Consider the following 13,583-nt stretch of genomic DNA (forward strand, 5'->3'; position numbering starts at 1 on the left):
CCCTAGTCCCCAGACGGAGAGGCCCATGACCACAGCCGCCCTGATTGTTGCCGCCGGACGTGGCACCCGCGCCGGTGCCGGTGCGCCGAAGCAATGGCGCCCCTTGGCAGGTCGTCGGGTGGCGGATTGGACGCTCACCGCGCTGGTCGAGCATCCAGAGGTGGATCAGGTGATGGTGGTTGTGCATCCCGATGATGTGGCGCAATTGGCCGACTGGTCCAGCCACCCCAAAGTTCGACACTGTTTTGGCGGTGCAACGCGGGATCAATCGGTGCAAAACGGGTTGCAGGCTTTGGAAGGCTTCGGTCCGCGCAAGGTGCTGGTGCATGACGTGGCCCGCCCGTGCCTATCGGCAAGTCTAATCAGCGATTTGATTGCCACGCTCGACAGCTATGCGGGGGCTGCGCCGGGGGTGGAGGTTGTGGACGCTCTGTGGCGCGGGCAGGATGGCTCCGTTGCCGGTGTGCAGGACCGCAGCGCGCTTTATCGCGCCCAGACACCGCAGGCCTTCCGATTTGATGCCCTGCTGGCCGCCCACCGCGCTCATATCGGCGGGGCTGCCGATGACGTGGAGGTGGCGCGCGCCCACGGGCTTGACGTTGCCATCATTGCAGGAGAGGAAACGAACCTGAAAATCACCCGGCCCGGCGATTTTGCCCGCGCCGAAGAAATCCTGCAAAAGCAGAGCAAGAAGGAAGAGCATATGGATATCCGTCTGGGCAATGGCTACGACGTGCACCGGTTCGGCGACGGCGATCACGTGATCCTGTGCGGCGTAAAGATCCCGCACGGGCGCGGGCTGCAGGGCCATTCGGATGCGGATGTGGGCATGCATGCGGTGACCGATGCGCTTTATGGCGCCATGGCTGAAGGCGACATTGGCCGTCACTTCCCGCCGTCGGACCCGCAATGGAAAGGTGCAGCCAGCGAGATTTTCCTGAAACACGCGGCTGATTTGGCCCAATCCAAAGGCTACACCATCTCCAACGTCGACTGCACATTGGTCTGCGAATACCCCAAGGTCGGCCCTCATGCCGAGGCAATGATGACGGAAATGGCGCGGATCATGGGGATGGCGCGGGACCGCGTGTCGATCAAGGCCACCACCTCGGAACGGCTGGGGTTCACCGGCCGCGAAGAAGGCATCGCCGCCATTGCCACCGCAACCCTGATCAAGGTGTGAGACCATGACCAAGCTGATCGCAACCTTCTTCTATTCCGGCCTAATGCGCCCGGCCCCCGGCACCTGGGGATCACTGGCCGCCCTACCCGCTGCCGCATTGCTGTTCTGGCTGGGCGGCTTGACCCTGTTCCTGATCGCCATTCCCACGGTGTTCCTGCTGGGCTGGTGGGCCACGGCGGAGGAAACCCGGGGCAAAGACGATCATGACCCCTCAGAAATTGTGATTGATGAGGTTGCGGGCCAGTGGATTGCCCTGGTGCCGGTGCTGATCGGCGTCACCCATTCCGGTACAGGCATGCTGGCGCTCTGGCCCGGTTGGCTCACGGCCTTTGTGTTCTTCCGCCTGTTTGACATCACCAAACTCGGCCCCATCGGCTGGGCTGACCGGCGCGGCGATGCGCTGGGGGTGATGCTGGACGATGTGATTGCGGGTGTCTTTGCAGCCATTGTTGTCCTGAATGCCGCATGGGTCAGCCACGGGATGCTGGGCCTGTGATCGCCGAGGCCGCATCCCACGCCGCGCTGGACGCGCTGAAGGCGCGCGGCTGGATGGCCTCCGCGGCCGAGAGCTGTACAGGTGGCATGGTAATGGCGGCGCTGACTGACATCGCTGGCTCCTCAGCCGTCGTGGACCGCGGTTTTGTCACCTACACAAATGCCGCCAAGATGCAGATGCTGGGCGTCGCCTCAGAAACGCTCGCAAACCACGGCGCTGTGTCAGAACAGGTGGCCCGCGAAATGGCCGAAGGGGCGCTCGCCAACTCTGACGCGCAAGTGGCGGTTGCCATCACCGGTATCGCAGGCCCTGGCGGCTCCGAACACAAACCCGAAGGCCGCGTCTGTTTTGGACTGGCTGTTGAGGGCCGCGAAACTCAGACGGAAACCATCGAGTTTGGCGCGCGGGGCCGTGCGCAGGTCCGCCAGGCCGCCGCCCTGAAAGCGATCAATCTGCTGCAAATTGCGGCAAATACGGTGTGACCGCAATTTAGGCATACGCCCAAATTTTCCGCATAAATTTTACGCACTTTACAAAACGGGTGTTTTTTCACCAGTTTTTTGACCCTCTGCTGTTTTCTTTTGCGCCCGTTCTGAAATGCCTGCCCCTCAAATGGGAACGGAAGGAACGGAAACATGAACGGAGCGGATACCGCCTGGATCATCGTCGCAACAGCTCTGGTGCTGTTCATGACACTGCCCGGACTGGCGCTGTTTTACGGCGGTTTGGTGCGGGCACGAAATGTGCTGAGCGTCTTTATGCATTGCTACGCCATCGCTTGTTTGATGAGCGTTTTGTGGTTTGTCGCAGGCTACTCGATCGCCTTTGGCGACGGTGGCGCCTATTGGGGCGGGCTGGGCAAGATGTTCCTCGGCGGCATCACCGCCGACACCCTGTCCGGCAACCTGCCCGAAGTGCTGTTCTTCGCCTTCCAGATGACCTTTGCCATCATCACCCCGGCGCTGATCGTCGGTGCATATGTAGAGCGGATCGGCTTTGCCTTTGTGCTGATCTTCTCAGCGCTTTGGATGCTGTTTGTCTATGCGCCTGTCACCCATTGGATCTGGGGCGGCGGCTTCCTGGCGGATGGCGGAATTTTTGGCGAAACCGGTGTAAAAGATTTTGCTGGCGGCATCGTGGTGCACGAAACCGCAGGGATCGCGGCGCTGGTGCTGGCCGTCATGCTGGGTGCACGCAAAAACCAGACCACCCCGCCGCACAACCCCGGTTACGTGATGATCGGTGCCTCGATGCTGTGGGTCGGCTGGTTCGGCTTCAACGGCGGCTCGCAGCTGGCCGCAGATGGCGGTGCGGCCATGGCGCTGACCGTGACGCATATCTCGGCCGCCACTGCTTCGCTGACCTGGGCCGCCTGGGAATGGGTCAAATACGGCAAGGCCTCGCTGGTGGGCCTGGTCACCGGCACCATTGCGGGCCTCGCTTCGATCACCCCGGCTTCCGGCTTTGTCGGCCCGGTCGAAGCGCTGATCATCGGCGCGGTTGCTGGGATCCTGTGCCAGGAAGCGGTCAACCTGATCCGCAACAAGGTCAAGATCGACGACACGCTGGATGTCTTTGCGGTGCACGGCGTCGGCGGCATCTTCGGCACCATCATGATCGCCGCCTTTGGCGCTGGCTCCTGGGCCGCACAGCTGGGCAGCCTGGTGATCGTGGGTGTCTTCACACTGGTGATGTCGGTGGTAATTGCCAAGCTTGTCGCGCTGATCACCCCGCTGAGGGTAGACGCCGAGACCGAGGTCAACGGGCTGGACCTGATGGCCCACGGCGAACGCGCCTACGACCACTCGTCCTAACGCATCCACGAACGGATCTAGCTTCCACTCGCCTACGGTGCTGCCCGGTTTCTCTCGCAGCACCTCCCCGGGGCGAAGCACCTGAGCGGGCCTTTCGAGGCCCGCTTTTTTGAGAATGATGGTGAGCTTGGAACAGGCAAAATGTGCGGAGGCGTGGAGTTCGCAGGCGAACACACCATTCGAAACAACGAACTTCGTTGTCGAAGCCGCACTCAAACCTAACATTAAAAATTTGCAAGCCTATCAGGACACTGAGTTTTGCTACAGTCACTCTGAGCCGTGTTAGAACCCCTTCAACTGTTAGGTATTGCACTACAGGTTTGTGAAAGCTCTTCAATTAGCGCTGCAAACTCATTTGCTTCACTAGGCTCAACGTAAAAACTAAATTTAAGGCCGACAAAAGGTTTTGTGAATTCAACGCCAGAACAGAACCGCGTGGTTTCAGCTGATCGCGAGTAGGATTTGGGATCGATTTCTTCCCTGTAACGCCTGCTTAAGACCTTGTGTCTTGAAGCCACATCCGTCGGAAAATTCGCATATTCCTCGTTACTGATTTTTCGCTCTGTGTCGCTCGCAACGAGCAACTCACGAAAATACTGCGAGCGGTATCGATAGCTCACCGCTCCCTTCAAGCTCTCATACCGAGTACCCGAAAAGTCTTTGAATTCAGCAGACCCCAGATCCGCAACGAGAGCCTGAACATCGATGTATTTCGTCATGGAGAAGAAGCTTGCTCCCGCCTCGCAAGCACCCGGTTTTTCCAATTCGAGGCGAATTACACATCCCTCTACATGTGCACGGTTCTCAGAAACCAGAACGTCCCCATTCGCACCATAAGTTTTCAGGCGTAGAATATCCTCAATGCGATTTACCTCTTCAGAGTGACCCAAATGTGGCAGGCAGGCGAGGCACAACGCCATAATGATTTTCGATCAGAACGCACGCAATTCACTAACTCCCTACTCAGGCTCACTCGAACTTGTCTCGGATATGCCATTTGCTTTTTTGTGCAAAAAATTAGCCAACACTCTGAACTTTGCAAGCCCGCGACCTCACCCCTTCAATACGGCTGCCAATTCCGCGGCATCGGCATACGAGCCAACCAGTTCTTCAACCACCTTTGCCCTCTCCACCCCCAAAAGGCTCTCGGCTTTACGCAGCACTTTGGCTTTGCGTTTCTGCAGGTCCTGCGGGGCGATCAGATCATGCGACCCTTCCAAAATGCCTGAGCGGGTCTGCACCCGCAGTTTGGTCGCGGTTTCGCTGACGCCCTCATCCGCCCGCACCCGCACCTTTTGGCGCAGCGCCTGCAGCGCGGGGTCGGCGCAGACCGCATCCGCGTAGCTGTCGAGCCGCGCCGTGTCATGGCCCAGCAGCGCCATCGCCAGAACCGTGGTGTAAGAGAACTTCGCCCCCAATCCGGTCATCGGGGCGGGCTGATTGCAGACCGTCATCCAGCGCGGGTGGGTGGTGACCTCAATGGCGGTAACGTTTTCAGGCCGTAGTGGCGGTAGGTCGGCCAGAGCCTCCAGCGCGGCGTGCAGCCCGTGGCAACAGACGTGGAACTTGTGGCTGACATCCTCGAACATCCAGACCTGTCCCAGCCCGGCCAAGGCCAGCGGGTCATTTTCCCCCATATGGGTCGGGCCAAAACCCTGCGCGGCCTCCAGCGCCTGCGGGTTGGCCACAAAGCCACGCGCCACCAGATCCGCGGCCTCTACGCCGTTGGCCGCCGCAAGGCCGGCGTTATAGGGTTTGCCCATCGTGCCAAACTGGCTTTTGAGGCCAGAGGCGCGGGTGGCCACCAGCCCCAGCACCATTTCGCATTGCGCAGCGTCCAGCCCCAACAGACTTGCCGCCGCCAGCGCCGCCCCAAAGGCCCCGGCCGTGCCGGTCTGATGGAAGCCACCCTGATAGTGATCGCGCCCCAGCCAGACGCCCACACGGGTTGCGGCCTCCACCCCGATCAGACAGGCAGCCTGAAATTCCGCGCCAGAGGCCCCCAACCGTTCCGCCACTGCCAAAGCGGCAGAGACAACCGCCACCGAGGGGTGACCGATATGGGCAAAATGGGTGTCGTCATAGTCCAGCGCATGGCTGATGGTGCCATTGGCCAAGGCTGCCGCCCGTGCTGGCACCTTACCGCCGCCCACCACCGTGGCCTGGGCTGCGCCGCCTTCTTCGGTGACCATGTCACGCAGGATGCGCGAAACCGGCTCCTGCCGCCCCGCAATGGCGCAGGCAGTCCAGTCGATCAGCGACAACTGCATCACTGCCCGCGCGGCCGCTGGCATGGCGTCGGGGCGGGTCTCCGCTGCAAAACGGGCAAGGGATTGGGTGATCGACATGAAAGCCCTCCGGTTTGTCGCAGAGCCTAGCTGTTTGCCGCTGAGGAGACGAGCGAAAACACATGCCGCCGCTTGACCTTATGCACCGTGGCGTTCGGGCCATCCACCTCAGTAATAATCCACCCTCAAGTCGGCTTGCGACAGGCCGGTGGTGCCTTGCAAAACGGCCACCCGTTCGCCCTGAATGATGACTTCGGTGTTACCGTCCACTTCGCGGAGCACCGGGGTGACGTCGCCGCTAAATACGGCTTGGTCCACGGAAATCCGCAGATTATCTTCGCTGGGGTCAAAGTCGGTGATCACGGTGGCGGTTTCCACCAGCGTGTCGCTGTCGGACCAAATCACCTGCATCACATCTGCGCCGGTGCCACCGGCCAAGATATCACCGGTACTGCCAATCAACGTGTCATTGCCCGCACCACCTTCGAGCGTGTCCGCGGCATCATCAAGGTAGCGGCTGATGTATGTGAACCCTCTCCCATTGTCCAAGTAACTGACATCGTACCCAGAAATGGCATCATTGCCGTCCCCGCCGATCACGCTTGCGGATCCCCGGTTGCCGTTAATCACATCATCTCCTGCGCCGCCATCGAAGAGTTCTACGCCCTCAGCAGCATCACCGTCGTCGATGAAGTAGTCCGCCCCGGCGCTGCCGTAAAACGTGTCTGTGCCATCTCCTCCCACAACGGCGATCCTGGTATCCTCACCTGCATTGCGCATATCGATCAGATCATCCCCAGCGCCACCCAGAAGGTAACCTGTGGCATCCGTGCTTGCGGTTAGGGTGTCATTGCCCGCACCGGCGTCAATCTGCACGGCACGTTCGCCCAGCAGGATATTGTCGTTGCCCGCTTCGGTGTCGATTGCATCAACCTCCAGATAGGGGGAGCGTACCCCGTCGCGCAATTCCTGAAACCACCACTCCGTCACCTCCAAGTCGTCGTCAAAGTGCATAGAAACCTCAGCGCCTTCGGGGCCCGTGCCGCCGCTGAGATCAACACTGTCATCGCCTTCGCCGAGGGAAGCCGCCAGCATCACATCGCCAACCTGCTCCAGCGTGTCATTGCCACCTTCACCAAGGATCAGCGCAAGATCCAACGTAGGATCATCCACAACGATACGTTCGGCGCTGTCATCGCCGATGTCGAGCAAAACATTTTCAAGGCTGAGGTCGACAAAATCCACATCCGCGGTGCCGCCCCCGGCCTGAACCTGATGGATTTCCAATAGACTTTGGGATTCAGCCGGAAGGCCTGAAAGCACAAAATGCTCATATATCTCTGGTTGCTCCGACCCCAGAGGCGCCTCTGAAATGAGCAAACTTCCATCTTCCGTCAACGACAGGTCCAGACGCAGCGGCAGCGTATCTTGCGGATCAGAGAAATGTAGACTGGAAAAGCCTAAAGCAATTCGGTCCTGCCCGTCTTCGACGCCCGTCACGTCCAAGGTAATACCGTCAGCCGTGCGGTCGGCCGGATTGACAAGCGTGTCATTCACGACGGCAAAATGTTGACCTGTGGGCTCTAACCCGTCCAGCTCGATATCAGGCGCTGCGCTGTCATCTTCAGAGCTATCAAATACGCCCAAAAGCGCGGCAAGGCCGGACATGCCCAGCAGCAGCAAAACCATTTCCATAACTAAACCCCTGAATGAATTACATTCAGGCTACCCCCCCATAAGTGATGGCTCAATCCCAGAATTAGAAACAGCGACAAGGGTCGTTGCATAGAAAGCAACAATCAGCCGTAGAGCGCAGCCGCCCGTTGTTCAAAGGCGCGCACAATGCGGTGCATGGCTTCGTTGAAGACCACACCGATGATGCCCTGCAGCACCGCGTTTTTGAACTCGAAATCAACAAAGAAAGACACGTCGCAACCGCCGTCTTCACGGTCAGCAAACTGCCAGTGACTTTTCATGTATTTGAACGGACCGTCGAGGTATTCCGTGTCGATGCGTTTGATGTCCGGCGCCAGCACCACGCGGCTGCCGAAGCGTTCACGAAACACCTTGAAAGAGATCACCAGATCCGCCTCCATCACATCGGTGCCATCGCCCTGCGGCGTGACCTTGCGGATCCGTGCGGCGGCGCACCAAGGCAGGAATTTCGGATAGTTGGCCACATCCGCCACCAGATCATACATCTGCTGGGCCGTGTAGGGCAGCGGGCGGGTCTCAGCGTGGGTTGGCATTCAGATCTTCTTTCGACGTTTCTTCCACCTCGGCCAGCGCGAGGCGTCTTTTCGCATGGCATCTTGCAGGCTCATTTCGTAGAGTAGCGACGAAATTGCAAGAGGGTCTCATGTCCAAGCGTCCTTATGTCATCGATGAAATGATCTCAGCCAAGCAAATTGCGGCCCGGATCGAGTCTTTGGCCCGTGAAATCGAGTTCGAGTTTGGCTCCACCGACAAGCTGATCGTTGTGGGCCTGCTGCGGGGCAGCTTCGTGTTTATCGCCGACATCGTGCGTGAATTGGGCCTGCCGGTGGAGGTCGACTTTCTGGAAGCCTCTTCTTACGGCAACTCGATGGAAAGCTCTCGCGAGGTGCGGATCCTGAAAGACATCCGTGGCGAAATTGAAGGCCGCGATGTTCTGGTGGTTGAGGACATTGTCGACACCGGCTTCACCCTCCAGCACGTGCTGCGTTTGCTGAACGGCCGCAACCCCAACAAACTGCGCACCATTGCTTTGTTGGACAAGCCGTCACGCCGCGAAGCGGATGTGAAGGCAAACTGGACCGGTTTTGAGATCCCCGACGAATTTGTGGTGGGCTATGGTATCGATTATGCGCAGCGCAACCGCAACCTGCCCTTCATCGGCAAAGTCCGCTTTGTAGAAGAGGATGAGGTTTAACCTCGCCTACCCTTCAAAAACGCCAAACGCCGCCCGTTGAGGTGGCGTTTTCTTTGCAGGGATGCTCCGCAGATCAGGGCAGCGGCGCCAGATCCTGCGCGTGCCGCAGCCCGTGCAGGATGGAACGTTTCAGCTGCGTCAAACGCCGCGATCCACTGAGATCGGGGTGATTGCCAACGCTCAGCGGAATCATATCGCCGCTCAGGTCCATCTCATACCGTTTGAGCGCTGGGAAGCGGTTGCCGACATAGCTTGGCAGCAGCACCCGCCCCAGCCCGGCCTCAGCCATGGCGGCGAGGGTCAGGAAACTGTCGGAACTCAGCGAGATGTCGGAGGGATCCACACGGTCTTTGTACCACTGCGCGGCGGGTGAGCGCAGCAACACCCCGGAATGTCCCAGCCAGGCATTGCGCCCACCGCTGCGTTCATAAACCGCGAAGTCAAAATACCCTGCCACGTCGGCATCCAGATCATCCGCCATGCCCTTGCCCGGTCGGACCACCAGCTCATTGGCCAGATGATCCAGCTGCCGCACCTCCTGGGCATTGCCAAGGGTGACCACCGGCAGCGGCATATCTGCAGGCAGGCCCTGAAACACCTGCACCAGCAGCAGATGGTTCACGCAATCCATCGTCGAGATGCTCATCGGGGCGACGCCGCGCGCGGCAAGGTTTGTTGTGGCGGGGGCGGATTGCTCGACCGAGTGCATCACCTCCCGCGCAGCCATGACAATACGCCTCCCCGAAGTGGTCAGCGCAAAACGATCCCCGTCCCGGTCAAACAGCACCTGCCCGACCGAGGCCTCATAGGCCTCAACAGCCTGCAACACCTCCGCAGCCTCGCGCCGGAGGGTGCGCGCCGCGCGGTTCAGGCTGGCAAATTCCACCAGGGTCAGAACTATTCGTAGGTCATCCCAATTGCTGGGCACGGCTCGTTCCTTTTGATCAAATCAAACGTTGGCGGCGCATAGCGTGGTTTCAGAAACTACGCAAACTACGGTACGACCTTTTGCCTATGGATGGATCAAAAATAGTGTATTTTTGTCGCATGTTTATTAACTTTCGCAACTAGGACGTTACTCGCTGCGCACCCCTTCAAATAAAGGCTGATCCAGCATATCCACGGCTCTAACAGAGTTGTGAACACTGGTAACACGCTTTGCGCCTATCCTGAGCAGGTGAAGTCTATTCCCTTCCCACATTTCAGGAGAGCCAGACCATGTCTCTAGCCACTCGAATTGCCCTCACCACCGCCTTTGTCACCGCTTTTGCCGCGCCGAGCTTTGCGCAGGACGCCAAAGCCATTCAGGCCGCCATTGAGGCACGCAAAGCGCAGATGACGCTCTATGCCTTCAACCTCGGCCTGCTGGGCGGCATGGCCAAGGGCGAGATTGATTACAACGCAGACTCGGCGCAGGCCGCGGCTTCGGGCATTTTGATGCTGACCAAACTGGACGCCGCGCGCATGTGGCCTGCCGGCAGTGACGAGATGTCGGTCGACGGCACCCGTGCCAAGGCAGAGATGTGGGACAATATGCAGGATGTGTTCAGCAAAGCGATGATGATGCAATCCGCCGCTGAAGCCATGGACGGCGCGGCCGGTCAGGGCGTTGATGCGCTGCGTGGCGCGATGGGGGGCCTAGGCGGCGCCTGCGGGGCCTGCCACAAAGCTTACCGTGCTCCGAAAAACTAAGGAACGCCCATGCGCTTTGTAAAATTCCTGCTGCTGCTGGCGGCTCTGGGTGGCGGGATCGGCTGGCTATTGACCGCCCCCGACAAGCTGGATCCGCTGGCGATGGACGGGCTGACCGGGGATCCTGAAAACGGTGCGCTGGTGTTTGCGGCGGGGGGCTGTGCCTCCTGCCACGCGGCACCGGGGACCGAAGGTGAGGCCAAGTTAACCTTGGCCGGGGGGCACGCTTTTGCCAGCGATTTCGGCACGTTCTACGCGCCCAACATCTCCCCCGACCCCACCCATGGGATCGGCCGCTGGCAACCTGTCGATCTGGCCAATGCGATGATCTATGGCACCAGCCCCGATGGTGCCCATTACTATCCCGCCTTCCCCTACACCTCTTACAAGGGCACAGCGCTTGACGATGTGGCAGACCTCTGGGCCTATATGGCCACCCTGCCCGCCTCCGATATGCCAAGCCGTGCCCATGATGTGGGCTTCCCCTTCTCGATCCGCCGGTCTTTGGGCGGGTGGAAGCTGCTGTTTTTCAATAAGGCCGCAGACGCCATGCAGCCCGCCACGGCGCAGCTGCAACGCGGGCAGTATCTGGTCGAGGTTCTGGGCCATTGCGGCGAATGCCACACCGCCCGTAATGCCTTGGGCGGATTGGATTATGCCAACTGGCTGGGCGGCGCACCAAACCCGTCGGGCAAGGGGCGCATTCCCAATATCACCCCAGCCAAATTGGACTGGTCAGAACCGGATCTGGTGGAATATTTCACCTCTGGCTTCACACCCGAGTTTGACAGCGCCGGTGGGGAAATGGCCAATGTGGTGGAAAACCTTGCCAAGCTGCCGCGCACGGACCGCGAGGCGATTGCCGCCTATCTGAAAACCGTGCCCCCCGTACAGCAAACCTGTACTGTAAGCCTGTGCAGTTAGGCGCGCGCGGGTCAGGTCAGCACGTCGATGATGATCTGTTGAAACACCGCTTTCCCGATCGGCAGCGCCGCATCGGGGAAGTCGTAATCCGGGTTGTGCAGCTGCGGCTGATCTTCGCCGGAGCCCAGCCAGAACATGGCCGCCTGTGCCCCTGCCACAGTGGCGGAGCCTTTGCGGAACTGGCCGAAATCCTCGGACCATTTTTGCGGTTGCACCTGCATTTGCGCAGGATATCCGGTGCTGGACAGGGCGGATTTCAACACATCCCGCGCGGCAGGGCTATTTTCACAGGCGTCAAAAATATCATCATAGTCAACGCTGTAGCCAAGCCCTTGGGCCTCAGCCGCCCGCACGACCAGCGCCTCGGCCTCTGTTACCAGTCGCTGCATCCGCGCGTCAGAGACAGCCCGCAATGTGACCCAGATCTCGCCCGCCCCGGGCGCAATGCCAAAGGTCGCCTCACCAAGCTGGCAATGGGTCACTGTTGTAAGGGCGAAATCCGCGTCCAACGCACCGCCCGGCCCCAAGACGGCCAATTGCGGCAACAGCTGCGCGATTGCGCCAGCGGGTGACACCCCATCCTGCGGTTCCGCTGCGTGGGACGTCTTTCCGGTCAACCGGATCCGCATCCCCCGAGAGGCACAGTTCGCCGCCCCCTTACACAGCGCCACCGCGCCGATAGGCAGGCCGGGCATATTGTGCAGGGAAAAGGCAAAATCCGGTGCAATTTCCTGATAGCGCGGATCGGCAATCACCGCCGCAGAGCCTTTGCCGGTTTCCTCGGCTGGTTGGAACATCAGCACCACCCGCCCACGTTGCAGGACCCGCGTTGCCAGCCAGGGCGCCAGTGCCGCAACCATCACCATATGGCCGTCATGCCCGCAAAGGTGGCCGTTGCCCATAATGGTGGAGCGGTAGGGATGGTCGGACAGTTCCTCGATCGGCAGCCCGTCCAATTCACAGCGGATCAGCACGGTGGGGCCAGCAGTGCCGCTGTCATAGACCGCAGCAACGCCGTGACCGCCCAAACCTGTAAGCAGTTGATCCGGCGCGTGTTCCTGCAAAAACGCAGCAATAAACGCAGCCGTCTGCACCTCTGCCCCCGAAACCTCTGGGATCCGGTGCAGCCGGTGGCGCAGCGCGGCCATGTCTTGCGGCGTCATCTCAGACATAGAAGGTTAGGCCTGTCCCAACTTCTCCATCCGCGCCTGACGCAGGCGGGCGAAGTCGTCCCCCGCATGGTAGGACGAGCGGGTCAGTGGCGTCGCCGAGACCATATGGAACCCTTTGCCATAAGCGGCGGTTTCATAGGCCTTAAACTCATCGGGATGCACAAAACGATCCACCGCATGGTGTTTCGGTGTGGGCTGCAGATACTGACCGATGGTCAGGAAATCGATGTCAGCCGCGCGCATGTCGTCCATGACCTGCAACACGGACTGCTTGTCCTCGCCCAAGCCCACCATAATACCGGATTTGGTGAACATGGTCGGATCCATCTCTTTCACCCGCTGCAACAAACGCAGCGAATGGAAGTAGCGGGCACCGGCGCGTACTTCGGGATAGAGGCCCGGCACGGTTTCAAGATTGTGGTTGAACACGTCAGGACGGGCCTCAACCACAACTTCCAGCACCTTGGGATCACAGCGCAGGAAATCCGGCGTCAGAATCTCGATTGTGGTGCCGGGGCTGCGGTGCCGGATGGCGCGAATGGTCTGGGCAAAATGCTCTGCCCCGCCGTCTTCGATATCGTCCCGGTCCACCGAGGTCACCACCACATGGTTCAGCCCTAGTTTCGCAACAGCATCCGCAACGCGGCCCGGTTCAAACACATCCAGCGCTTCCGGCGGCTTGCCGGTGGCGATGTTGCAGAAAGAACAGGCGCGGGTGCAGACCTCACCCATAATCATCATGGTGGCGTGGCCCTGCGACCAGCATTCCCCTGCGTTGGGGCATCCGGCCTCTTCACACACCGTGACCAGCTTATGCTCGCGCATGATCTTGTGGGTCTTCTTATACCCGTCCGAAACCGGCGCTTTTACGCGGATCCAGTCGGGTTTCTTTGGCTGGGCATTGTCGGGGCGATGTGCCTTTTCGGGATGCCGTTGCTCGGGAATTTTGAGGTCACGCACGAGTTTGATCCTGATTTCAACCTGATGGTCTGTTTGGAACTACTATAACCGTCCCCGGAGGGAAGTGCCATCGCTGCATAGGAGATATGCAACGCGCACATAGTTTCATGCTGCAACGCAACAGATACGACGGGTTGCGACGC

14 protein-coding genes are annotated in these 13,583 nt (G+C 59.9%); 7 read left to right on the forward strand and 7 right to left on the reverse strand.

Annotated elements, in window-relative coordinates; translation table 11 throughout:
• Window positions 1-25: 25 nt before the first annotated feature.
• From SIC14_RS16740 to SIC14_RS16755, 4 genes are all read left to right on the forward strand, one after another.
• Window positions 26-1,183, forward strand: a complete 1,158-nt coding sequence (locus SIC14_RS16740; RefSeq protein ID WP_412563045.1) for a bifunctional 2-C-methyl-D-erythritol 4-phosphate cytidylyltransferase/2-C-methyl-D-erythritol 2,4-cyclodiphosphate synthase — start codon at window positions 26-28, stop codon at window positions 1,181-1,183.
• 4 nt (window positions 1,184-1,187) lie between these two features.
• On the forward strand, window positions 1,188-1,679 hold the full coding sequence (locus SIC14_RS16745) for a phosphatidylglycerophosphatase A (protein WP_412563046.1): 492 nt from the start codon (window positions 1,188-1,190) through the stop codon (window positions 1,677-1,679).
• Window positions 1,649-2,161, forward strand: a complete 513-nt coding sequence (locus SIC14_RS16750) for a CinA family protein (protein ID WP_412563047.1) — start codon at window positions 1,649-1,651, stop codon at window positions 2,159-2,161. The genes SIC14_RS16745 and SIC14_RS16750 overlap by 31 nt, the downstream gene beginning before the upstream one ends.
• A 153-nt stretch (window positions 2,162-2,314) precedes the next feature.
• Window positions 2,315-3,493, forward strand: a complete 1,179-nt coding sequence (locus SIC14_RS16755; RefSeq protein WP_412563048.1) for an ammonium transporter — start codon at window positions 2,315-2,317, stop codon at window positions 3,491-3,493.
• 293 nt (window positions 3,494-3,786) lie between these two features.
• On the opposite strand, the gene SIC14_RS16760 is transcribed toward SIC14_RS16755, so the two are convergent.
• The 4 genes from SIC14_RS16760 to SIC14_RS16775 form a co-directional block, all read right to left on the reverse strand.
• A complete protein-coding gene (locus SIC14_RS16760; protein ID WP_412563049.1) occupies window positions 3,787-4,413 on the reverse strand; it encodes a hypothetical protein in 627 nt (208 codons plus the stop codon).
• Window positions 4,414-4,545: 132 nt separating this feature from the next.
• On the reverse strand, window positions 4,546-5,841 hold the full coding sequence (locus tag SIC14_RS16765) for an MmgE/PrpD family protein (protein WP_412563050.1): 1,296 nt from the start codon (window positions 5,839-5,841) through the stop codon (window positions 4,546-4,548).
• A gap of 108 nt (window positions 5,842-5,949) precedes the next feature.
• Complete coding sequence (locus SIC14_RS16770; RefSeq protein ID WP_412563051.1) at window positions 5,950-7,476, reverse strand: calcium-binding protein; 1,527 nt, start codon at window positions 7,474-7,476, stop codon at window positions 5,950-5,952.
• A gap of 104 nt (window positions 7,477-7,580) precedes the next feature.
• The gene (locus SIC14_RS16775; RefSeq protein WP_412563052.1) at window positions 7,581-8,030 is read right to left on the reverse strand and encodes a type II toxin-antitoxin system RatA family toxin; all 450 of its coding nucleotides are present in this window, start codon (window positions 8,028-8,030) and stop codon (window positions 7,581-7,583) included.
• A gap of 110 nt (window positions 8,031-8,140) precedes the next feature.
• Here SIC14_RS16775 and hpt point away from each other — a divergent pair, with 110 nt between their 5' ends.
• Window positions 8,141-8,692 (forward strand): hypoxanthine phosphoribosyltransferase, encoded by a 552-nt coding sequence (gene hpt / locus SIC14_RS16780; protein ID WP_412563053.1) that lies wholly within the window; start codon window positions 8,141-8,143, stop codon window positions 8,690-8,692.
• A gap of 73 nt (window positions 8,693-8,765) precedes the next feature.
• On the opposite strand, the gene SIC14_RS16785 is transcribed toward hpt, so the two are convergent.
• Complete coding sequence (locus tag SIC14_RS16785; protein WP_412563054.1) at window positions 8,766-9,620, reverse strand: LysR family transcriptional regulator; 855 nt, start codon at window positions 9,618-9,620, stop codon at window positions 8,766-8,768.
• A 290-nt stretch (window positions 9,621-9,910) separates the two neighbouring features.
• On the opposite strand from SIC14_RS16785, the gene SIC14_RS16790 reads away from it, so the two are divergent.
• Window positions 9,911-10,384: a c-type cytochrome gene (locus SIC14_RS16790; RefSeq protein WP_412563055.1), complete on the forward strand. Its 474-nt coding sequence runs from the start codon at window positions 9,911-9,913 to the stop codon at window positions 10,382-10,384.
• Between the two features lie 9 nt (window positions 10,385-10,393).
• Window positions 10,394-11,308 (forward strand): c-type cytochrome, encoded by a 915-nt coding sequence (locus SIC14_RS16795; RefSeq protein ID WP_412563056.1) that lies wholly within the window; start codon window positions 10,394-10,396, stop codon window positions 11,306-11,308.
• 11 nt (window positions 11,309-11,319) lie between these two features.
• Here the strand turns inward: SIC14_RS16795 and SIC14_RS16800 are convergent, their stop codons facing one another.
• Both SIC14_RS16800 and lipA read right to left on the reverse strand, forming a co-directional pair.
• Complete coding sequence (locus SIC14_RS16800; RefSeq protein ID WP_412565889.1) at window positions 11,320-12,471, reverse strand: amidohydrolase; 1,152 nt, start codon at window positions 12,469-12,471, stop codon at window positions 11,320-11,322.
• A 15-nt stretch (window positions 12,472-12,486) separates the two neighbouring features.
• Complete coding sequence (lipA, locus tag SIC14_RS16805; RefSeq protein WP_412563057.1) at window positions 12,487-13,440, reverse strand: lipoyl synthase; 954 nt, start codon at window positions 13,438-13,440, stop codon at window positions 12,487-12,489.
• Window positions 13,441-13,583 lie beyond the last annotated feature (143 nt).

The sequence above is a fragment of the Thalassobius sp. MITS945101 genome (genome assembly GCF_047123305.1).
Classification (GTDB): Bacteria; Pseudomonadota; Alphaproteobacteria; order Rhodobacterales; family Rhodobacteraceae; genus Thalassobius.

Coding starts and splice junctions, on each gene's coding strand:
- SIC14_RS16775 (WP_412563052.1), bottom strand. CDS start 8,030: ATGCCAACCCACGCTGAGACCCGCCCGCTGCCCTACACGGCCCAGCAG.
- SIC14_RS16770 (WP_412563051.1), bottom strand. CDS start 7,476: ATGGAAATGGTTTTGCTGCTGCTGGGCATGTCCGGCCTTGCCGCGCTT.
- SIC14_RS16790 (WP_412563055.1), top strand. CDS start 9,911: ATGTCTCTAGCCACTCGAATTGCCCTCACCACCGCCTTTGTCACCGCT.
- SIC14_RS16800 (WP_412565889.1), bottom strand. CDS start 12,471: ATGACGCCGCAAGACATGGCCGCGCTGCGCCACCGGCTGCACCGGATC.
- SIC14_RS16740 (WP_412563045.1), top strand. CDS start 26: ATGACCACAGCCGCCCTGATTGTTGCCGCCGGACGTGGCACCCGCGCC.
- SIC14_RS16750 (WP_412563047.1), top strand. CDS start 1,649: ATGGGTCAGCCACGGGATGCTGGGCCTGTGATCGCCGAGGCCGCATCC.
- SIC14_RS16755 (WP_412563048.1), top strand. CDS start 2,315: ATGAACGGAGCGGATACCGCCTGGATCATCGTCGCAACAGCTCTGGTG.
- SIC14_RS16760 (WP_412563049.1), bottom strand. CDS start 4,413: ATGGCGTTGTGCCTCGCCTGCCTGCCACATTTGGGTCACTCTGAAGAG.
- SIC14_RS16745 (WP_412563046.1), top strand. CDS start 1,188: ATGACCAAGCTGATCGCAACCTTCTTCTATTCCGGCCTAATGCGCCCG.
- SIC14_RS16795 (WP_412563056.1), top strand. CDS start 10,394: ATGCGCTTTGTAAAATTCCTGCTGCTGCTGGCGGCTCTGGGTGGCGGG.
- hpt (WP_412563053.1), top strand. CDS start 8,141: ATGTCCAAGCGTCCTTATGTCATCGATGAAATGATCTCAGCCAAGCAA.
- SIC14_RS16765 (WP_412563050.1), bottom strand. CDS start 5,841: ATGTCGATCACCCAATCCCTTGCCCGTTTTGCAGCGGAGACCCGCCCC.